13 protein-coding genes and 1 pseudogene are annotated in these 23,767 nt (G+C 44.7%); 5 read left to right on the top strand and 9 right to left on the bottom strand.

Going from position 1 to position 23,767, the window contains the following annotated elements; all coding sequences use genetic code 11:
- Window positions 1-213: 213 nt before the first annotated feature.
- From AB5062_RS08465 to AB5062_RS08425, 9 genes are all read right to left on the bottom strand, one after another.
- Window positions 214-1,713: a RagB/SusD family nutrient uptake outer membrane protein gene (locus AB5062_RS08465; protein WP_011965700.1), complete on the bottom strand. Its 1,500-nt coding sequence runs from the start codon at window positions 1,711-1,713 to the stop codon at window positions 214-216.
- Between the two features lie 25 nt (window positions 1,714-1,738).
- The gene (locus AB5062_RS08460) at window positions 1,739-4,813 is read right to left on the bottom strand and encodes a TonB-dependent receptor (protein WP_074783091.1); all 3,075 of its coding nucleotides are present in this window, start codon (window positions 4,811-4,813) and stop codon (window positions 1,739-1,741) included.
- A 211-nt stretch (window positions 4,814-5,024) separates the two neighbouring features.
- Entirely contained in the window at window positions 5,025-6,470 is a 1,446-nt protein-coding gene (locus tag AB5062_RS08455; RefSeq protein ID WP_005848097.1) for a RagB/SusD family nutrient uptake outer membrane protein, read from the bottom strand.
- Between the two features lie 21 nt (window positions 6,471-6,491).
- Window positions 6,492-9,611, bottom strand: coding sequence for a TonB-dependent receptor (locus AB5062_RS08450; RefSeq protein WP_117851993.1), 3,120 nt, complete (start codon window positions 9,609-9,611; stop codon window positions 6,492-6,494).
- Between the two features lie 267 nt (window positions 9,612-9,878).
- The gene (locus tag AB5062_RS08445; protein ID WP_117695969.1) at window positions 9,879-11,477 is read right to left on the bottom strand and encodes an aspartate:alanine exchanger family transporter; all 1,599 of its coding nucleotides are present in this window, start codon (window positions 11,475-11,477) and stop codon (window positions 9,879-9,881) included.
- A gap of 90 nt (window positions 11,478-11,567) precedes the next feature.
- Window positions 11,568-15,848 (bottom strand): malectin domain-containing carbohydrate-binding protein, encoded by a 4,281-nt coding sequence (locus AB5062_RS08440; protein ID WP_117700256.1) that lies wholly within the window; start codon window positions 15,846-15,848, stop codon window positions 11,568-11,570.
- Window positions 15,849-15,936: 88 nt separating this feature from the next.
- Entirely contained in the window at window positions 15,937-16,239 is a 303-nt protein-coding gene (locus AB5062_RS08435; protein WP_008668589.1) for a helix-turn-helix domain-containing protein, read from the bottom strand.
- Complete coding sequence (locus tag AB5062_RS08430; protein WP_008668591.1) at window positions 16,211-16,552, bottom strand: type II toxin-antitoxin system RelE/ParE family toxin; 342 nt, start codon at window positions 16,550-16,552, stop codon at window positions 16,211-16,213. The genes AB5062_RS08435 and AB5062_RS08430 overlap by 29 nt, the downstream gene beginning before the upstream one ends.
- 145 nt (window positions 16,553-16,697) lie before the next feature.
- Window positions 16,698-19,394, bottom strand: coding sequence for a glycoside hydrolase family 20 zincin-like fold domain-containing protein (locus AB5062_RS08425; RefSeq protein WP_368326872.1), 2,697 nt, complete (start codon window positions 19,392-19,394; stop codon window positions 16,698-16,700).
- A 204-nt stretch (window positions 19,395-19,598) separates the two neighbouring features.
- Here AB5062_RS08425 and AB5062_RS08420 point away from each other — a divergent pair, with 204 nt between their 5' ends.
- From AB5062_RS08420 to AB5062_RS08400, 5 genes and pseudogenes are all read left to right on the top strand, one after another.
- Window positions 19,599-20,528 (top strand): site-specific integrase, encoded by a 930-nt coding sequence (locus AB5062_RS08420; protein ID WP_032944938.1) that lies wholly within the window; start codon window positions 19,599-19,601, stop codon window positions 20,526-20,528.
- A gap of 346 nt (window positions 20,529-20,874) precedes the next feature.
- Entirely contained in the window at window positions 20,875-21,441 is a 567-nt protein-coding gene (locus tag AB5062_RS08415) for a DUF3575 domain-containing protein (RefSeq protein WP_008782141.1), read from the top strand.
- A 28-nt stretch (window positions 21,442-21,469) separates the two neighbouring features.
- Window positions 21,470-22,564 (top strand): DUF3868 domain-containing protein, encoded by a 1,095-nt coding sequence (locus AB5062_RS08410; protein WP_117833649.1) that lies wholly within the window; start codon window positions 21,470-21,472, stop codon window positions 22,562-22,564.
- A gap of 3 nt (window positions 22,565-22,567) precedes the next feature.
- Entirely contained in the window at window positions 22,568-23,140 is a 573-nt protein-coding gene (locus tag AB5062_RS08405; protein ID WP_117677853.1) for a DUF3575 domain-containing protein, read from the top strand.
- A gap of 6 nt (window positions 23,141-23,146) precedes the next feature.
- A pseudogene (locus AB5062_RS08400) lies at window positions 23,147-23,689 on the top strand (DUF3868 domain-containing protein); the annotation flags it as partial.
- Window positions 23,690-23,767 lie beyond the last annotated feature (78 nt).

Raw genomic sequence — 23,767 nt, 5'->3', positions numbered from 1 at the left:
ATGATGATTCTCCCAATCATGTATTTGTTGGGCCTGTAAGGATACCGTCATCCATCCGCACAGTAACAATCCATATAATCTCATATTTTTGGTCTTTCTTTTCAAATGAAGACGGACGAAATATGATTTTGTACCATATAAATTGTAAAAAGAAAACCCTTCTCTCCGATATCATCATCGAAAAGAAGGGCAAACTTAACATGGACAAAACAATTATCTAGGATTTTGAACTATATTCGGATTAGCATCAATTTCTGTTTGTGGAATAGGAAGTGCCACCCTAGGGTCTGAAGGAGCAATGACACGGGCATCTTCAGGCATAGTCAGATGCCAGCCTCCCGAACGGTCCACCGACTTGCCATTACGCATATAATCAAAGAAAGCATGACCTTCACCTACCAGTTCTTTACGTCTTTCTTTCAGAATGCGCTCCAGGCTGAGATCAGCAGATGTTACGGATTTCGCCGGATTGGCACGGGTAACTATCGCATTCAGATATGTCAATGCTTTTTCCGTATTGCCGATTTTAAAAGCAGCTTCCGCAGCATTCAAATAGACCTCGGATAAACGGAGAATACAAAGATCATTATCCTGTGGATTGACTGTAGAAACAGCATCGGTCACACTGCCCGATTTCCCCGGATATTTAATCAGATATTTCGGTTGACCTTTGGCAGCTACAGGCAATGTATCCGCAACGGCATTTTCCGGCAAATGAGGAAATACATGGCGCACATCTTCAGGGTCTTCATTCAGCAAATCCAAATAAGCCTTTGTCAGAATCAGGTTATTCCAATCTTTCACATTATCGGCATACACCATCGGCGCCCCTTCTCCTCCCGAACCGCCTGAAGGTTCAGACATCGTAAAATAGAATTCAAACAAAGACTCAGAGTTAAAGTCTTTTCCCCATACAGAAGGATATTCGTCATGAGTAAAAAGCCGGTAAATTCCCCCATTGTCATTGATTACTTCTTCTGCACATTTCAATGCATTTTCATTGTCATTCATATACAGATACACCCGGGAAAGCAAAGCTTTCACACTCCAATAATTCATATAGGCATCATGTTTTTCCTTTGTCAGTCCTCCCAACGCATCGTTCAAGTCCTTTAGCACTTGTTCGTAACATTGTGCCACTGTGTTACGTTCCGGAGCATGATCTTCCAAGGTAGTCTGAATCTCAATAGGAACTCCTAAAGAAGCCCCATTATCCAAAGTATAAGGCATACCGAACAAACGGGTCAGATCAAATAAAGCCAGTCCTCTCATTGCCAGTGCCTCCGATTTAATCCGTGCCACTTCTTCCGGCCTGGCATTCCCCGCATTTCCGGCATCCAACTTTTCTATCAGACTGTTAGCCTGATGGATCACTTTATAGGGTTGGTTCCAGACAAGGGTTATATTAAAATTATCATCCGCCGTAACATCAAAGAAATAGTAAGGCGAAACCCTGCGGCCTGCTCCTTTATTAATACGTGCCTGCACATCTTCTCCACGACAATCAGCATAATAAAGATAATTATCACCATAATAACTATGTGCGGATGCTAATCGGTATATACCATTCAATGCCACCTGTGCATCATCTATATTTTTAATGGCATCATCACTGGGAACTGCCGTAGAAGGATCTGTATTCAGCCAATCAGCAGTACACGAAACAAACATCAATGATACAGCCGCAACAATCGATAAATATATTTTTTTCATTTCGTTCTAATTTAAAGGAGATTCATTAAAATGAGACTTCTATTCCAAAACTGTAAGTACGCATAGGAGGTGTTTCACAAAATACTTCACCGGAAACAGGTACTTCCGGATCATACTGGTCCCACTTTGCCCACGTCAACAAGTTACTGCCTGAGAAGTACAATCTTGCTTTACTGACACCCAGTTTGGTCAGCCACTGATCCGGCAATGTAAAGCCCAAAGTCAAGTTCTTTACACGTAAATGATCCGTGCTATGTACATAACGGGATGAATTCTGCGGTCCTGCCGCCTGGCCAAGTACAAATCGGGGTACATCCGTCACATCACCCGGCTTTTGCCAACGATCCAATTCATAAATGGGCAAGTTATAGTTCTGCTCTTTTGCACCGTCGGTTTCATTATAAGTTCCGGTTTTGTCAAAAGAATATCCTCCTAAAGAATAAGTCAACGTCAATGCCAGATCAAACCATTTGTAATTCACGATATTGGTAAAACCTCCTGAAATTTTCGGATCCACAGACTTATAAGGAATTGCCTGTGCTGCAGAAGCGTCAGTAGTAACTGTTTTGTCATAATTGCCATTTGCATCCTGTGTATTCATATAGTACAAAGCTTTTCCTGTCTGAGGATCAACCCCCGCATATTCTTTCACATAGAAGGTAGAATACGGCAACCCCACTTTATGAATAAACCAGCTTCCCTCGATAGACTGGTCCAATTTACCATCCAATGATACAATCTTATTTTTATTGTGGGTCATATTCAAAACAGAAGTCCAATTAAAGTTGTTACCGGCAAAGTTTATGGTACGCAGTTCCAGTTCCCAACCTCTATTATTCAGTTGTCCCAAGTTCCCCAAATAATTTTGGAAACCGGTAGTGCTACTGATAGGACGATTGTAAAGCAAATCTTTCGTATCGCGATTATAATATTCCAAGCTGACAAAAATACGATTGATAAATGCCAGGTCGAGTCCCAAATTCAAGTTATAGTTCTTTTCCCATTTAAGGTTCGGGTTCGGTAATGCCGATTCATAAGATCCACCACCTCCCATATAATTCTGCCCGTAGGAATAAAGTCCCATATATCCGTAAAGAGCACCCGGCTGATTACCATTCACACCATACGAGGCACGTATCTTTAAATCACTCAGCACACTCTTTATAGATTGCATAAATTTTTCCGCACCTACATTCCACATACCGGATACAGACCAAAAATTTCCCCAACGGTTCTCGGGTGACAGGCGTGAACTGCCGTCACGACGGAAGCTACCGGCAATATAGTAACGGTCATCATAATCATAGTTGATACGGGATACATAAGAAATCATTCTTGAATCCTGAGTAGAAGACACAAAGCTGTTCAATGATGCTGCATTATCCGGTTCCACCAAATAATCTGAAGGAAGTTTGGATTTATCCCCCATTGCTTTGTCAGTCTGATAATTTTCAATTTCATAAGCTACCAACGCATCCACATGGTGTAATTGTGCTATAGTCGTATTATATCCCAATGAAGTGGAAGAAATCAATTTACTATATTCTATAAATCCCTTTGCCGTCTGTGCATCACTACCACTTTTAGCTCCGGCTCCACTCAACGGATTCCAATAACGGGAATCTTTCTGAATATTATAATCATAGCTAAGCGTTTCTTTCAATTTCAACCCTTTGATAATATCTATCGAAGCATAGCCTGTAGAAAACATACGTGTCATGCGGGTACGGTTATAATCTGTACGGATATCACGCAACGGATTCACATTGCTACTGGGATATGATCCTACATAATTCCCTTCAGCGTCACGTACCGGAAAAGACGGAGTGGTGTTCAAAGCCACACAAAGGAAAGGATTAATAGATGATCCACGCTCCTCATTCATTTCCTGATTCAATTGAGAGAACATCACATTGGCGCCCACTTCCCCACGGGAACCTACCTTCTGGGTTACATTCAAACGAGCTGTATATCTGTCCAGATTAGAATTTTCCACCAAACCCTCCTGACGGTTAAAACCCAATGAAGAATAGAACGTAGTCTTGTCATTGCCTCCCGATACGGACGCTTCATAACTTTGATGATGTGCCGTACGCATTAATTCCTTCCTCCAGTCAGTATATCCCAGTTCCGGAATGGAGGCATAATCATTGATATGTAAATCGGCATACTCGGTGGGCGACGCCAATCCCGCCTCCGGATTCTTGGCTATTTCATCTTGTTGAAAGTTCATCAAACCTTCATAAATTAGCTCTCTACGCTGCTCCCCATTCAACGTCGGACGGAATTCCACAGCAGCATTAGAAAAGCCTCCATCCATTTTTAATGTAGCCTTAGCACGTCCTTTTGTACCTTTTTTAGTGGTTATCAGAATCACACCGTTTGCCGCACGTGAACCATATAAAGAAGCCGCTGCCGCATCTTTTATGACTGTTATATTTTCAATATCCGAAGGGTTCAGCGTACTCATTATATTCGTTTTAGAATTATTCATGTAAGCGGCATCTGCCGAGCCACCACTCAAGCTTCCGGAAGTCACCGGTACTCCGTCAATGACAAACAAAGGTTCTTTCGATGCATTGAATGACCCCATACCGCGGATACGTATACTTTGATTAGCACCCGGCTGACCGGAATTTCCCGAAATGGATACGCCCGGAGTCATACCCTGCAACTTCTGTTCTACCGATACAACCGGAACGTTCTTCAACAAGTCCCCCCGTAATGTATTTGCCGAACCGGTAAATGAAGATTTGGAAAAATTACCATAGCCTGTCACCACAACCTCATCCAATCGTTGTGTATCCGGATGCAAAGATACATTCAGCACCCCATTGGCAGGTATCTTCGCCGTTAGTGTACTCATACCTAAAAACTCAATCACTAATGTTTTGTCTTTGTCGGGAACTTCCAGAGAGAAATTGCCATCTATATCTGTCACCACACCGATAGATGTACCGGGTATTTTGACAGTAGCTCCAATTAATGGTTCTTTATCCTCCGCTGAGAGAACGCGTCCTTTCACTGTTCTATTTTGAGCTTGCACGTACAAACCGAATAAACAAGCCAAAATAAAAAAAACATACCTAGATTTATTCATGATTTATATTTATATAATTATATAATAATTTATCATGTTCCGGTCAAAAGATATGCCAACAACAAGAAGCATCCGTCAAATCACTGTATATTAACTAAATAAGAAAACAGAACGTCTGTAAAATTGTAGAATAAATCCACATGAATGTAGAATTTGTCCACACAAAAAAAGGGTGTGATACCACACCCTCTCATTTAATAATTATTTAAAATTAATTTTTAGTATATCCCGGATTCTGCTCCATATCAGGACTAAATGTAAACTGGTCTGTTGGAATCGGTAAAACACATTTATAATAATCCCAGTCTATTTCCTCCACGATACCCGGTAAATGATATCCTCCCTTACGAACAATGGTCTTTCCATTTCTCAACATATCAAAGAAACGATGCCCCTCACCTATCAATTCTTTACTTCTTTCTTCCAACACCCTATCCAATGTATATTCAGCCGCCGTTACTTCCTTTGCAGGATTAGCACGCTGCACAATTGCATTCAGATAATTCAAACCTTTTACGGCAGATGCCCCACCTATTTTCACTCCGGCTTCCGCCGCATTCAAATAGACTTCAGACAAACGGAAAATAACATAATTATTTTCAAAAGATGGAGTCGTAGCATCTGTTCCCGGCCATTTCTTCAACCACCATACATCATTTTTATTATAAACATTCTTTTCCAGCAACAGACAGCGAATATCCTCCGGGTCACTCAATAACTCATCCACAAATTTCTGAGTGGCAAAAATCTCACGATACCCATTCCAATGCATCAGATATGCCAATGAACTTCGTCCTCCATTATCATCTGTACTATTAGCAATTTCAAATAATGATTCCGTACCAAACGTATTTTTCAAATCCCATGCCGGAACATATTCATCACGTGTATAAAGACGGTACATTCCATTTCCTTCCACTTCTTCAATCAAGTTGCTTGCCATTTGAAACGCTTTCTCGTTATCATCATGATACAGATAAATACGAGACAGCAATGCTCTTGCAGCATACGCATTCATCCGGCTGTTATTTTTAGAAGTACTCATTAAAGGTATAGCCTCCTCCAATGTACTGATTATGAACTCATAATCCTTTGCAACAGTGCTGCGTGGCGGATTTTCATCTAATGTAATTGCATGATCTACAATTGGAGCTCCCCAACCGGCCCCTTTATCCTTAGTATAAGGATAACCGAAACAACGGGTCAAGTCAAACTGGCAAAGTGCCATGATAGTCATCGCCTCACCTTTCAATTCCTTTAATCTTTGCTCTGAACCTTGCACTTTTCCATCATCAATCGCATTGATCACATTCCATGCATTACGGATAATATAAAAAGGACGTCCCCATAAATATCCGGCATTTAAGCTTGTAGAGCGATGATCATATAAGTAACACCGGTTACAAGTTCTCCCGCTATTATAAGAACTCTGCATATCATCCCCTTTCATATCCCCATAAAAAAACATGGTTCCGCCATAATAGCCATAGCTGGACATCAAATCATACAATCCATTCACAGCATTATCTATATCCTGCTCTGTACTCAGTGCCAAATCCGTAGAAACGCTATCACCAGGATGAGTGGTTAAAAAATCATCCCCGCACGATACGGCCAATAAAGAAATCAAGCCTAATATAATTATATTTTTTTTCATAAACAGTTCGGTGTTAATTGATTAGAATTTAAGTTCAAGTCCAAATGCGAATGTTTTAAGAGGAGGAGTAAAATAACTTACAATTCCATTCAACTCCGGATCATATTGATCGTATGCAGCCCACGTCAACAAGTTGGTACCCGAAAAATAAATACGGGCAGAATTAATACCTATGGTTCTCAACCAAGACTGAGGAGCAGAAACGCCAACAATCAAACTTTTCAAGCGCAAATGATCTGTGCTATGAACACCACGTGACGAGTTCCACCAGCCACCATACTCTTGTCCATACACATATCGGGGAACATCTGTTATATCTCCCGGCTGTTTCCAACGGCGGCGTAACTCTGTACTCTTATTGTATTGTGCCGTATAACCGTCATCCTGCAAAGCATACATGGCACCATCGTAAGAATATCCACCTAAATGAAACGACAAATTAAAAGATAAATCAATAAACTTATAATTAAACGTATTCATCAATCCACCGGTCAATTTAGGATATATATCTTTCAACTCCACACGGTCGGCATCATTGGGGTCATACACAATATTCCTGCTTCTATTGCCATTTTCGTCTTCTTTATTGTCATAATACATCGGGCGTCCGTCATTAGGATCCACTCCGGCATACTCTCTCAAATAAATTGTCGCATACGAACAACCTTCCTTTCTGATATAATTTCCATCTATAAATTCCGGAAGATCCGCCAGTTTTACAATCTTATTTTTATTATGTGACAAGTTTAAAGAAGTTGTCCAACTAAAATCTTTGGTTTGAATATTACTTGAACGTACCTCTATTTCAAAACCGGTATTCTTCATTTCGCCCACATTCGTAAGAATACTGCCAAAACCACTGATAGAATTCAATTGCTTACTCATCAATAAATCCTTAGTCGTTCTGGTATACCAATCGAAAGTCAAATTAACCCGTCTGAACAGACTTAAATCAACCCCCAGATTCAATGCATAGTTCTTTTCCCAAGTCAAATCAGGATTAGCAATAGCATCTTCCCACGGAGCAGGTTTTCCATTATAAAATGCTCCGGTAGTATAAGTTCCATGATAACCATAATAACCGGTCGGCAGATTACCGTTCACACCATACGATGCTCTTAATTTCATATCCGACACCACATCCTCCCACGGTTTCATGAAGTTTTCCTGAGAGAGTCTCCATGAAGCGGAAACAGCCCAAAAGTTCCCCCAACGGGTATCAGGCGCCAATCGGGAAGAGCCATCACGACGGAAACTGAAACCTGCATAATATTTATCATTATATCCATAATTCAAGCTTCCTACATACGACACCATAGCATCTTCCTGCCTCGTATTAGTAAGATCAGCAGGTTTGGCGCCATTATCCAACGACGGATTAAGTGTTTGCCCGTAAACCTGTTTCTCACCATACATATCCTCATAATCGTATTTCATAACCTCATACGCTAAAACCGCATTAATATTATGTTTGCCAAACGTTTTATTATATGCCAGATTCGTTTGTGAAGTATAACTCATTCTCTCAATCATCATCATCTGTCCGGATCCCTGTGTAGCTTCCCCATCCTTACCGTCAGGCGAGTAAAAGAAAAAGTCTTTATTTAAAGAATAGTCTACTGTAAAGACAGTAGATAACTTCAACCCGTCCAAGATATGATAAGCAGCCTTGGCGGATGCCATTGTACGTGCCAGACGTGCATAATTTGAATCTACAGAATTCTCATACAGCGGGTTAATACCTCCATTATTCTGGAAACCCGTATGATAACTGCCATCCTCATTATAAATAGGTATGGAAGGGGTCAATTGATATTTTGAAGAATAAAGCGCACTGGCATAATACTGTCCCTCCGGCGTATGTTTATTACGAGTCCATGAAAAGGTAGCATTCATTCCATACTCAAATTTATTCCATTTACTGTTTGCATCAATACGACCGGTAAAACGTTCCATTCCTGAATTTATGCTTATACCTGTCTGATTGGTGTATCCTAACGTACCAATAAAATTCGATTTTTCATTACCTCCGCTTACAGACAAACTATAGTCCTGCTGATGTCCTTTTTTCAATAAAGCATCTTCCCAATCAGCATATCCGTTGGCCGGGCGTGCAGCATAATTGTCAATTTGTCCATCCGCATAAGCCTTTGCCTCGGCTTCCGAATCCCCCTGATTCAAACGATAATTAACAAATCCTTCATAAATCAACTCCCTACGCTCTTCACCCCCCATTATCGGACGATAATTGTAAGCGATATCCGTAATACCGTAAGTAGCCTGCATACTCACCCTCATTTTACCTTCCTTCCCTTTTTTAGTAGTAATAAGGATTACACCGTTAGATCCTTTTGCTCCATATAATGAAGCAGAAGCGGCATCTTTCAATACGGTTATACTTTCAATATCCGCAGGATTTAATGTCTCGATCAAACCAAGTCCTCCCGCACTGGCATTGGCACTTAGACCACTCATATCCCTAGACGCTACCGGCACGCCGTCCAATACATAAAGAGGTTCTGTAGAAGCATTCATAGAAGCAATTCCACGCACCCGCACTGTAGCTTTAGAACCCGGTTGGGAAGAACTGGCCACTGAACTTAACCCCGGAATATTAGCCTCCATCATCTGTGCTACAGACACAACAGGCAATGACTCCAATTTATCCGTATTCAAAACAGAAGCAGACCCCGTATAAGTAGCCTTCTTAAAATCACCATAACCGGTCACTACCACTTCATCCATCAACTGCGAATCCTCTTTCAGCATCACTCTTATTTGCCCGTTAGCAGGCACTTTCACCTCCGCCGATTTCATACCGATGTAACTGATTACGATAATATCACCCTGTTTAGCATCAAGAGCGAAATTACCTTCAATATCGGTAATCATACCGGTATTGGTTCCCTTGATGATTACGGACGCCCCGATTAAAGGCATTCCGTTAGCATCCTGCACATTACCTGAAACATGTTTTTTCTGCTGTACGCTTTCCACACGATCTGAAACCGGAGAAGATAGTGCATGGTTTTCCACTGCGAGCACGGAGCTCAATCCTGTAATAGACATTGCCGAATAGGCAACTACAAACAAACATCTGCATTTGTCTGTAATTCGAGAGTGTGTGTCTTTATTCCTCATAAAATTGAGTATATTTATAAATACCATATATGAGTTCAGCTTATTCATACCATATTCCAATCGTCATTCTGTCACTGAATAAGCCTAATCTTTCTCCGTATTACATTAAGGTTGTGACAAATATATAAATTAAAATCTATAAAAGAAACAAAATGAATATTTTTTTCTCCTCATATCGATAAATAAAAATACAACATTCATCCAAATAAAAAATGTGCCAAAAGTATTTACTACCTTTGGCACATACCCACCCGGCTGTTTGATATATCAATAAACCGCCGAAGCGATCACTTGTATAAACAAAATAAGGAACACCATTGCAATCGGATACACCGTAGCATATGCAACACTCGGAATATTACTATCTACCATGGAATCGGCTGCCGCAAGACCGGGCGTACTGGTCATACCACCGGTGATGGTGCCCAGCAAATCCAACAAACTGATTTTAAAGACCAACCTGCCAACCACAACGGCAACCAGCATAGGCACGACAGTAATGGTCGCCCCCACTCCGAACAATAACAATCCGCTCTCCTGAAAAGTAGCCACCAGATTCTTACCGGCAGAAGTACCGACCTCAGCCAAAAACAGCAATAAGCCCAACTGGCGTAACAACTGATTGGCAGGACCGGACATAGACCACAATATGGGTCCTGTCTTTCCCACGGCACTCAGCAGCAATGCCACCATCAGCACTCCTCCGGTCAATCCGGGTGAAAAGGAAACACTGTCTGAAAATGAAATATTTATTTTGCCGAACAATACACCTAATACAATCCCCATAGCTATCGGGAAGAAATCAGTATCAGACAACTGTTTGGCATTATTCCCCAACAAACGGGCAACGCCTCTGAGTCCTTCCCGTTCACCGACCACCATCAGCTTATCACCGAATTTCAAGGCCAAATCCGGAGAAGGTGACAAGTCTATGCCGCTTCGACGGATACGGGTTACCGTACAACCAAAGTTACGTTGTAAATTCAGATCCCCCAATTGCTTGTTTATCATATCTTTCTTTGTCAGCAATAAAGATTCAATCTCCTGTGTCTGATCCAGAGGCAATTCACCTTCCTCCCGTTCTCCAACCAATACGGCAAACTGATTCAGCGCTTCCTCACTTCCCACCGCCTGCACATAGTCCCCTTCCAGCAACATGGTATTCGCTTTAGGCATCAATATAGAATCCCCATGCTTTACCCGTGAAATGACGGCCCCCGTCATGGCACGTGCATTTATTTGCGCCAAAGTACGTCCGAATACCGCTTGATTGGTCACTCTGAAAATGCAAGTTGTCAGTTCCGGAAAACTGCTGCGCCGTTCCAGTTCCAACCTGCGCGCTTCTTTATCCAGATCCACCCGCATAATCTTGGGTAACAGCTTCACAAACAAAATCACCCCTATCACTCCAAACGGGTAAGCAATACCGTATGCAATGGAAGCCAACGGTGAATTTGTACTGTCTATAGCTACCGCCAGACCGGGCGTACTGGTCAATGCCCCTGCTATCAATCCCACCACACTGGGCGTATCAATGTCAAAAGCATACTTCAGTCCTACCGCCGTCAGACAGGCAGAGCAAATAATAAGCATAGTGATAAGAATCAGTGTCTTTCCTTTACTTCTGAAAGAATCGAAAAATCCGGGACCGGCCTGAATACCGATGGTAAAGATAAAAAGCACCAGACCGAAGTTCCCCAATTCTTTAGGAATGATCACACCGAAATGTCCGAAAAGCAAGGCAATGAAGATAACGGCCGACACATCCAGCGACAAGCCCTTTATCTTAATCCTCCCTAGCATAAAGCCCAACGCTACAATAAGGAAGAGCGAGAAATAAGAAGAATGCAGTAAATCAATTAACATATTTTTAAGAGGTTAGTTTCAGAGCACAAAGATATGTAAAAATGCCAAATGCTGAAACTTTCCCCTTACTATTTGCAGAAACCATTCCTCCTATTGCACATCCAGCGCATCCAGTGCCAGCCCCTCCATATCCGGAGCGGAAAGCACCACCTTATAATAACCTGCATTGATATATGTACCCGTCGTTGTACTCAGCATACGCCACTTTCCGGGAGTTTCGGCAAAAGTCAGATGATCCTCCTTCAGTACCACCCCTTTGGAGTCGATGAACTGCATACGCACCTTCATAGGCTTCCCCGTAGCGTTCATGTATTTAAAACGAAGGGCATAGACCTGTGCCAGACCGGTAGAGATATTCCAGGTAATACTGCTTTTCTCACCTTTACCAAAGAAGACACCGGTTTGTTTCTTGACCTCTTTCTTTATAAACTTGCCTTTCAACATAGCGTCCTCGGCTTGATAAGTCACATTGGCACGGGCATTTTTATCTTCAGGCAATAATTCTTTGGGAGTCTTTTCCATCACATCCTTGTCTTGGGCAGCCCAGCTGAAACTTACATTCCGGTCATCAGCCCCTTGATTAGCAACAGGCTCCACAGAAGCGGCCGAAGCTATCGCAATGCCACAAATCAGAGCTTGCCCCGCTTTCACCTCCGGAAAATCAATCTTCAAGACCCCACCTTTCACAACAGCATTCACCACCTTTTTGCAAGCGCCGTCATGCCCCGCTTCAGCCCATACATCCAAGTCATCCAGAAGCACTTTATCATTTACCGCTACATCAAAAATACGCAAGCCTTCACAATCCGTCTGTACGCCGCCTCCCGTACCATGCCAGGGCTCTGTAAAATAAAGTTCCACACGATACTCGCCATCCGGAACGGGAAAGCGGAAATTCAGTTTATGGCGTCCGAAACGGAAAGTCTGGAACAGCTCCCAATCCCTAGTGCCATGAATGGGATCATTCGTGGTACGCTGGCTCGCCTGATAAGGGCTCAATAACTGCACACTATCCGACGGATGGATAAACGATTCCGCCCACGAATGAGAATAACGGCTGTTATCCTGCGCCCAGACCTGACCATACGTATCCGTATAAGCATCTCCCCCGCAATTCAAACGATAAAGATACGTATATCCCTCAGCTCCTTTCAACAAATCAGTTCCGTTCAACCGGTCGGCAGCAACAGGCACTATAACAGAACCACGGTAAAGAGCCTCAAAATGAGGCGCTTTTTCCAAACCGTCCAACACCAATACATCTTCCGCTGCCGGTTTTCCTTTAAAGTATCCCACGGCACGAATCACATTGTAACGGATATCACGGTTTTCCCACATAAAATGAGTACCTACCCCATGATTCAGTTTCCGTCCCAAGTATTCAGCATCCACCGCATCATTGTACAGCAACACACTGTCACAATTACTATAAGCCTCAATGGTAGCCCGTCTGCGGCCTGTTGCAAAACGGTCTTCCCACGTGTGGGATGCCAGATAGACCATCGGATCTTCGGAAGCCGGCACATAGTTGGCACGATACATATAATATACATCCAGCGGTTCTTCCCACGGAGTAACCAGTCCTTTATAATTAAACGGTCCCACCTTATCTATCCGGCGATACACTTCATCCGGCTGGCGGCGTCCCGGATTATCATGACTGCTGAATATCCATTGGAATTGTCCGCACACACTGTCCTTTGCCTGTTCCGCCAATCGGATCTTGGTTTCCATCAGCCGGCACATACGTTCCTCGCTCCATACGCCGTTCGCGTCAAAGGCAGCCGGTTCGGTATGCAACCCGATGCTGCGCCATGCGCCATACTCACCATTCAGCAGTTGGTTCTTCTGTGACAATTCACGGCCATACTTATTCACATCACCACCATAGGTTCCACTCCAGTTCTGAATAACATTCCAATCTGTTCCATCACCACCGTTACACGTGGTAATCACACGCATGGTACGCGCCGTAGGATCCATTTCACGGATAATCTCACTACACTCCTCGGCAAACTCCTTAGGCAGCGTGCTTTCGTTCTGCAATCCCCACATCACCACACTGGGCGAGTTGCGGCGTTCCTTCACCCACTGGCGGAGCAGTTTCTTGAAATTCTCACGAAACTCCGGAGTGTCATACCATACATGGGCCGAGAACTGAGTCCACCACAAGACCCCTTCCTTATCCCAATATTTCTGATAATCCAGGTGATGGGGCTGGTGAGCGTCACGGAAAGCGTTGAAGCCCGCCGCACGGATCTGTTTCACACGGGCTGCCACCTGTTCACGGCTGAAAGCATGGCTTTGTCCGAACTGGTGTTCATATTCACATACCCCATTGATAAAGACAGGCTGTCCGTTCAGATAGAACCGTCCGTCACCGTCCTTCCGTTTCACCGGCCAACTGACGGTACGGATACCAAAGGGCGTACTAATCTCATCCGTAGTACTCTTGCCACGCTTTATCATACTGGCCAGTTTATACAAATAAGGATTCTCCGTACTCCATAAGACAGGATTCTGCACCGGCGATTGTTGCTTCACCACTTTCCTTTCACCCGGCTGCAAAGTCACCTTCTCCGTCAGGCGGAACACCTGCTTGCCATCCGCATTACTGAATTTATTAACCACTTCCACCGTTTCGGCAGTCTTCCCGTAATTTTTCACCTCCGTTTCTACAAAGACAGTTCCCGCCTTATCATCATTCCAGATATGCACTCCGAAAGGTTCGATGCGTATTTCATCCGTAGCCTCCAGCACCACGGGACGGAAAATGCCCAAAGGCTGGGAACCTTCACTGAATCCCCATTCCGAAGAACAACCACCGCATACCCAAGGCATATCGGCTATCATTTCAGGATGCTCCGCTTTCACCACCAGTCTGTTCTCTCCCGGCTTCAACGCCTCCGTCACATCCAGTGTCAACGTAGTACGCCCTACGGGATGACGGCCGAAATCCTTTCCATTCAATGTAACAGTGGCATACGTTCCCACTCCCTCAAAACGAAGGAAATAACGTTTTCCGAATGAAGAATTGGAAATTGGAAATAGAGAATTATCCAGCGTGAATATCTTTTCGTACATGGCAGTACCGTGAAGATTGCCATGAGTCAGTTGGCGGTAACCGTAATAATCGTCCCAGTTATGAGGGATATCCACCACTGTAGGGGCATTGTCCGCCTGCCCGTATGCACTTTTATCACAAAGCCATGTTTTCCATCCTTTATCCAGTTCCATCACCATCCGGCGGTTCTTCACCTCCCGTTCCGGGAAATGCACTTGCGAACGTCCCATCGGCTTGCTGGTCGCAATGGCTATACCACGTTGTTCCGCGTCATTCACGGCACAATAAAAATGATACACCACCCCATTGTGTTTCACCACATAACTTTTATGAGCGAACAATTCATCATAGTCTTTGGAAGGGATAATCAAATCCGCCCCTTTCCAATCGGTCCAGTGCACCAGGTCATAACTGGCAGCAAAGGTATTGAATGCCTTGTATTTGCGGCTCGGTTCAAAAGCCGAGAAGTAGAACATGACATACACGTCGCCCATTTTCTGGATATGCGCATCCCCCGTGATGGTTCCATCCGCCTCGTGTGCAAAGACCGGATTGCCCGGATAGCGTTTCCACTTCTTCATATCCTTTGACAAGGCGATACCCACCCGTTCCGCTTTCAAATCGGTTTCCGGATGCCGTCCTGCCGCGTTATAGAACATGACGAAAGGAGCGCCCAGTGTTTTCTCCTTATCCCAATAGACCACACTTTTGTACTGGGTCAGCTTTTCCCACCATTGCGCGTCTTTATCATGGATACTCATCACAGGCTTGTCCTGTGCCTGCCACTCATGGGCGGAACCCAAAGGCCGGTCTGTCCAGGCCAAACCGATATACAGCGGCTTGTTCACCGATTCATATCCGGTCCCTTCCCCACCCAGATAAGTCATCCAATGCTTGCCTTTATACGTCTGCAGGGCATAGCTTCCTCCCCACTCCATATCCGGCAATGCAGGGAAACCACCACGCTGGTTGCAATCCCAGAATCCGTCACGATAAGACAAGACACGTCCCAATGTACGCCATTCCAACAGATTATCACTTTCGGCTATCCATGTCTCGTATCCACGCCCGTCCAGTCCGCTCTTACCATTATAAACCACGTAGGTCATATACCACTTATCCCCTTCGCGGAACACGGTAGGGCAGTCTATTTTATGCTTGTTGTCGGCAGGAGCTACAGCCAGCCCATATTTATAAGGAGTCTTGGCTTCCTCATAAATCTGCTCCATGCGCGATTGCGGAACTTCACGTTGGGCGTATGTTCCCAATGACAACAGTAAAAATGCCAATATCAATATCTTCTTCATAATTATCTTTTTTATCTATTGGCAAGACGGATAAAAGAAGAAAATGTACCCATTCAGAGAACTTTTATCTCATTCTCTATTCTTACCATCACATAGCAGGGGTCAGCTCAACATTCAATCCCAAAGCAGAAGCAATACGATAAAAGGTAGAAACCTTAGGCTCTGTTTTTCCTGTTTCCACACGGGAAATATAAGACTTATTAGTCCCTATCTTTTCGGCAAGTTCCGCCTGTGTCATATTTGCTTTCTTCCTTGCCTCTTCAATTATTTGCCCGGTAAAGAAAGCATTAGCCCTGTCTTCGGCAGCCTTACGCTCCGGAGTCCCTTCTTTGCCAAACACAGCATCCAACTGTGCATCGACATCAAACATCTTTAGTTCTTTTTCGCTCATAATATTCTTTCTTTAGTTTTAATGCTTTATCAATTTCTCTATCTGGTGTTTTCTGCGTCTTCTTTTGAAAGCCATTGAACAATATAACAATATGCCCTTCATCATAACAGAAGAAAATCCTATAGATATTACCTTGCCACTCTATTCTTAACTCATACAGACCCTCTTTAAGAAACTTCACATACTTTGCCGGTAGTCTATCTTGAGTCTTCAATAAGAGTAATCCATATAGGACTTTTTCTTGCGTACCTTTATCCAGAGTATCAAAAAAATCTTTATAGTAGTTTTCGTATGCTATTATCTTTCTGCTCATACGACAAAAATAGAAAAAGTTTATCAGTTAAGCAACTTTTCCTTATAAAAATCTTAGAACTATGTACAAAAATGGCGTAAAATTCTCAAGATATACTTGAAAATTTTACGCCATACTGCGATTCCGGCCTCTGGAATTAAGGCTACTAATAGAACATCCAGTCCATCGTTTCCTCCGCACCGGCCAGTCCCGCATTACGCGGAGTCACCTGCGCGTCTGTAAATCCCAGCACCATCGTATATCCTTTCGGCAGCAACAAGGTATGCTTTCCGGCCTCAAAATGATAAGCGTGTACATTCGCCAGCGGCATACCCGCTATGCGTATGGCATTGGTCAGTTTCGGTTCCGCCTGACCGTAATCATTGGCAGAAGCGTCCGTTTCCAGTTTCGGGGCTTTCGCATACCTCTTCTGGTCATCACGGAAATAACCTACCAACAAATTCACCGGAGCAGCCGCTTCAAACTCTATTGTCGTACCTTCCTTGCGCTGCACATCCCCGTTCATTCTATAAGCAGTCAGCCCTTCCAGCTCGGCGGCCAGTGCATCCACCTTGCCCGGTACATTGGAGAACAGGCTTGCCCCCGTCGCCAGTTTCACCGGAGCCAGTCCGTTCAGGATCTTCACATTTGCGGCGGACAAAGGTTTTATCTCAGCTGCACTTTCCGTCACCTTACCTGCCGCCCTATCTTTCAGCAACTGCAAGTTCGCCTTGAAATTAGCCAGCTCATTTTCATAATGCACCAGCATCTCTTTCCAGGTCTTGTTCTTGCCACCGTCACCACCGATAGGAATACGGCGTTGCGCGGTCTGCATACTGTTGGCATAATAATAAGTACTATCCGTCAATGCCACCAGCTTGCGGTAATGATCCAGACTTTGTTCCATCAATGGAATAGCGGCATCCAGTTCATTCAGATCCTTTCCCCACTGATAGTTCAAGACACGCTGAGCAGCTTTCACTTTCAGGTTAAAGGCATAAGCAAATTCACGATAGCAATGCATGTCATTCTGCAAACGTCCGAACTCCTCTTTATTACGAGTCACCGCTGCGGCAGCCTTGTCAATAGCCGCCACCGCCTTGTCACCGTGTTCCACCACCTGCGCCACAATATCCAGCGGCAATTCGCCCACATGCGGCTGTTTTTTCCATTCTTTTTCCACATATTCTATCAGCTTCTCACCTTCCGGCCCGCAACTCTCATAAAATCCCGGATAGATAGTATATTTATAAGGATTCACCAACTGACTCATAAACATACCCAGCAACAAAGTCTGCCGGTTACCTTCCGTGATACCGAAACGGCGGAGCAACTTCGGAGCAATCTCTCCACTCTGCTCGTATGCTTCCAGAATATCTCCGGCTTCGGCAGGAGTCGTACCATAAAAATCGCCCAACTGCTTGTCCCAATATTCCACTTCGGATGAACGGTCCCGATGACAGTTCCATGCATAGCGTCCCCAGGTTTTGTACCATATCCAGTCACGGTCCAACTGATACTCCCGTTTGCCATCCGGCAACTTATCAGCCGTGTACGGCCAGTCCCAATAAGAAGCCTGCGGATACAGATGCAGGGCATTGGCTCCATGTACATTGTGCATGGCATTCACCGCCTTCTGTACAAAGTCGGGAGATCCCCAACGCCACGGTTCCAAGTTTGCCAGAATATGCACATTACTGATATGAATACTTCCCAAGTCACTCAAGTCCGAGTGTATCTTGGACCAAGGTCCGCGCGGTTCGTAAGTAGTCAGTGACTCACCATTGTATTTATGCATGGTATAGAGGTTCTTGTATAACGGCAGTGCCGCATCCATCACCATCTTGCAGTCCGTATCGTGCGCACGCAGCAAAATGGGCGGTTCGTCCGTACGCCCCAGTGCCTTCAGTCCGTCCTTCACTCCCGGAATAATGGTTTTGGTAAACCACTCCACATCATCCTCGTAGGTATCCATCGCTTCCCCCAAGCATACCAGCAGACCCACATTGGGATATTTTTCTATAAACGCGGCCACCGACTTACGTGTATAATCACTGACCAGCGGAGTAATAGGACGGTTACGATCCTGTGTTTTCAACCCGTAATGCTCGGCAAAAGGCTTGCTTAACAATATATTATAAAACATCTGGATCACAAAGATACCGCGTTTGTCCGCTTCGGCAGTCAGGAACGAGAACATTTCCTCATTTTTCTTGAAAGTTTCCTCATCTACCTCTACGGCAAAAGGATACTCTTCCAGCTTCACCAAGGAAGCAAACGGATGCCCGTTCCACAGATACAAGGAATTCATGCGGTTTTCCACCAGCATATCCAGATATTTTATCCATTGTTCCTTATCATAAAACCAAGGGAAGCTCTCCGGCGTATAGGGATACTCATACACCCCTCTTCCGGGCAGGTATTCCATTTTCTGAATCCCTACACAACCTCCGCGAAGCACCATTTCCGGAGCATCCGTCAGCTGTGCCGGAAACTTCAAATCCTTGTATTGCCCTACATGATCTATCAATTCCCGACAGCCGTAAATCACACCGCTTCCGTCGTTTCCTGTCACCGTAGTCATGTTTCCACGGGTAGAAATGGTAAACCCCTCCTTTTTCAGTCCGGCAGTATCAGCAGCCTGTTCCAGACGGATGCATACCTCATCTTTATCCATACCGGCAGTATCCGACAACATAACAGACGAATACCCCGCATCTTCCAGCGCTTTCTTCAAATGTTCTCCTGCAAACAGCACCCGGTTCGACGCCTCCTGCGGCATCACAATATTCACATTGGGTTTCTCGCACCCCCATAACACGCACATACATGCGACAAGTGTTCCTAGCCTGATATTTTTCATTCTTTTCATATAAATTATTTACAGTTAGACGAAAAAAACAACAAGACGTACTCACAAGACCTCCGCCAATCGTCAAAAAGCGAAGAAAAAGCACAAGCTATCACAAAAAGAAAAAAAGCTGATGAACAAACGGGGGCAAACTCAACTTTTAAACGGAAATGTATTGTGGAACAGAATTACCTAACATTAAAAACGAAAAGAACAATGAAAAAGAAATCTAACCTGACCCTATTTATGAAACAACTTATCCGGTCGCTAAAAGAAGAAGAGCGTTTCAGTACCGCCCACATCTACCAAAGCACCCTGAACGCCTTCATGCTCTTCTGCAAGACCGATGCCATCCGGTTCAACCAGATGGAACGTTCACGCCTGAAACAATTTGAGAACCACCTGCGCAACAAGGGATGCACCTGGAACACCGTCTCCACTTATATGCGTACCTTGCGAAGCATCTACAACAAAGCCGTGGACGATGGTCTGGCGGAAGAAAAGCCCCGTCTTTTCCGTCACGTATATACCGGCGTAAAAGCCAATACCAAACGTGCCCTCGATGCCAAAGACATGAGCAAATTATTAAGCGCCTCCCTTCCACGCCCCCTGCCGCAAAGCATGAAAGAGAGCCGGGCATGGATTACCCTGATGTTCCTGTTACGCGGAATGCCCTTTGTGGATCTGGCACACCTACGCAAAACAGACCTGCAAGATTCCGTTATCTCCTACCGCCGCCACAAAACAGGAGCCCTGCTCACCGTCGAGATTCCTCCCGCTGCCATGAACCTTATCAAACGGTATCAAAATACAGACTCCGCCTCCCCCTACCTGCTTCCCATTCTCAGTGGAAACCGGAAAAGCGAAGAAGAGTATGCAGAATACCAACATGCCTTGCGGAAACTGAACTATGACCTGAAACAACTGGCGGTATACTGCGGAATCAAACTCAACGTCAGTTCCTACACCAGCCGCCACACTTGGGCCACTTTGGCTAAATACTGTCACTTTTCGGAACAATTGATTTGTGATGCCCTGGGGCACTCCTCCACAAAGGTGACCGAAACCTATTTGAAAAGCTTTAAAAACGATGAATTAGACAGAGCAAATAAAGTAATAATTAATCACATTAGTATTTCTATATAATCAATTTTAAAACTTCACATTACATTATAAAACAACAAATTAAAAGACTGTTACTTTAGAAGTAACGGAACAGATTTTGGAAGCAAAAGTATACAAACTTTAAATACAGTGCAAGATTTCTACACTTTTTTTTCGTTTTTATTTTAAAATTTTTTTTTATTCCGCATATACCTCTCCCTACCCATACTCCGATTGTCAATATGAGTGAAGCCACATTTCCGGTCTTTTATCTTCTCTAACAGCCACTAAATCTTTATCTTACTGCTGTTTTCATGTTTTTTCGCCTCCCTCCTCCCCTTCCGTTACTTCTAAAGTAACAGAAAAAAACAAAACAAAAATATTGACAATGCGACATTCTTACTTATTTATAATAGCAATCATGCTAGCAGTTATGACTCCGCGTATAGCCCCGGCTCAAAGTATCGCTGTAAAAAGCAATGTTCTTTATGACCTTACCGGCACTCTCAACCTTGGAGGAGAAATAAGGTGTGACGACACCCATTCATTCAATCTGAGTGTCAACTATAATCCCTGGAATCTGGGAGAAAACAAAAAAATGAAGCACATTCTGATCCAGCCCGAATACCGTTGGTGGCTCAATGAAACATTCATAGGAAGTTTTTTCGGGGTGCAAGCCCATTTCGCCCAATACAATTTCGGTGGAACCACTCCTTTCACTACGGTCAAGAACAACCGTTATCAGGGTAATCTGATAGGTTGCGGCGTTACCTATGGACACCAATGGCTGCTCAGCACATTCTGGAGTCTTGAAGCAAGCATATCTGTCGGATACGCCCATCTCACCTATGATAAATACGGTCCCGCCAAAGGAGACGCACTCATTGAGAAATCCCACTCCAACTATGTCGGACCTACCCAGCTAGGCATATCATTCATTTATTTCATTCAATAAATATAAAAGCAAATATACCCTATCAGTCATGAAACTCAAGACAAACATACTATTCAGTCTTTTATTATGCGGCACCTTTGCCACTGCACAAAACCTGAAACTCGATATCCTGCCTCCTTCCGTTACTCTCGGACAGGACTCTGCCACAGTGTCCATGAAAATGACCTTCAATGTTCCCCAAATGGACACCAAAAACCATATCCGCCTCACTCCTGTCCTCACAGACGGAACCCGCACGGCAGAACTCCCTCAAATCCTGCTCAACGGAGAACGTGCACACCGGCTATACCGCCGTACCCTGGCGCTCAACAAACGAAGAGGCAAGGCAGATGTAACTCCCGTATTTACCGCTATCCCCCTGACAGACAGCGATCAGACTATCCACTACCGTGCTTCCCTTCCGGCAGCCGACTGGATACAGTTCGCCACCCTGAACCTCAAGAAGGAAGTCATCAACGGCAGCGGAGAGAAAGTACAAAGCGAAAATATCCCCATTCCGGACACAGCACCCCATATAGCAACAGCAACAGATCATTTCGTTCCCCAACGGGACAGGAACCGGGAAGCTCCTATGGCAGCCTCCTCCCCCTCTGCCCCCGTTGTTCCGGAACACCGTCCTGTTTCCCCTGCTCCGTCCGCACCCTCCGCCAAACCGTATTTCAAGGGAAGCTATGTATCTCCCGAAAGCGATGCCACCGATGAGCGCAACCAGAAAGAGCTGAACTTCAGTCTGGACGAAGCGCGTGTCATAGCCGAAATCAATCCGCAGATGCTTTCGTTACGCGAGCTTTACACCGTAGCCATCAGCTACAAGAACACTCCGGAACAGTTCTACAAAATCATAGACATCTGTGTCAAGATATATCCGGCAAGCCCCGTTGCCAACCTCAACGCCGCTGCCGCCGCCATCGAACGGGGCAACACACAGGCAGCCGGCCGCTATCTGCAAATGGCTTCCCATGAAACGCTTGCCTACAAGAACTGCCGTGGAGCCTACGAGCTGTTGTGCAACAACACCTACGAAGGCATCCGCCTGCTGAAAGCCGCCAAAGCCGAAGGCTCGGAAGAAGCCACCTATAACCTAAAAATATTCTTTGAATCCAACCAAACCAATATACAATAAAACATGAAAACCCGGTATGTCCTTTCTTGTCTTCTGCTCGGCAGCGCCCTTTCCGTTTCCGCACAGAAAACGGCTGTCAAAAGCAACCTGCTTTCCGCCGCCAACGGTGCGCTGAATGCCGGTGTGGAATATGCCTTCGGCCCCAAATCCACATTCGATTTGTCCGGCAGCATACGCCCGTGGAAACGCACGGAAGGATATGTCAACAAATATTGGCTCATACAACCGGAATACCGCTACTGGACTTGCCAGAAATTCAACGGCAGTTTTTGGGGAGCCTATCTCAACGGAGCGCAGTTCAACGTAGGAGGGAAAAAGATGCCTTTCGGACTCTTCCCCTGGCTGAAAGAGCACCGGTATGCAGGCTGGCTGGCAGGCGGAGGCATAAGCTACGGATACCACATCATGCTCAACCGCCACTGGAATATAGAAGTTTCCGTCGGTGTAGGGTATGAATATATCGACTATAAGAAATATAAATGCCCCGACGTGTGTGCCGAGCTACTGGAAAAAGGCCATTATCACTATTTCGGCCCCTCCAGAGCATCCCTGAGTATAGTTTACATATTTAACTAAAGAGCCATGAAATACTTATTCTATTTTATATCATTTATTTTTCCCGCGCTTTGCTCATCGGCGCAACCGGCAGAACGGGACAGTTCGATTTACATCGCCTCCTCCCGGCTCTACCGGATGGGAGAAAGTCTGGTAGTGTCCATGCAGGTAGACATTACCAGACAGATTCCCTCCAACGAATCAGTCATACTGATTCCCCGGCTCAGCGACAGCCTGGACAACTTCATCCAGCTTCCCGCCATCTATGTGAACGGTCGTAAACAGCATATTTTCTTCCAGCGTGAAACCGGCAGGCAGGAAAAAGACTATGAAGAGTTACGCCGCCGCAATGACCGCAAACAAAGCGTACACTACTTGCGCAGCATCCCCTTCACCCATTGGATGAAGCATGCCTCCTTGCATCTCATCGAAAAAGAATGCGGATGCGGAGTTCCCCGCCATACAGACTCCACCTATCTGACCCGCCTGAACATCCTTCCCGATATCCATCCGCACGTAGCGTTCATCACTCCGCAGATGGAAGAAAGGAAAGTGCGCGAAGAAAGCGGACTGTAGATACTAATTGAAAAGTGCGCTGTATTCTAATTGAAAAGAGCTCCATCCATAACTTGTTACAAAATTACTATA

This window comes from Phocaeicola sp. RTP21359st1_B8_RTP21360_211022 (assembly GCF_040911965.1).
GTDB classification, from domain to species: domain Bacteria; phylum Bacteroidota; class Bacteroidia; order Bacteroidales; family Bacteroidaceae; genus Phocaeicola; species Phocaeicola vulgatus.
This window is presented reverse-complemented; position numbering and strand designations above follow the sequence as displayed.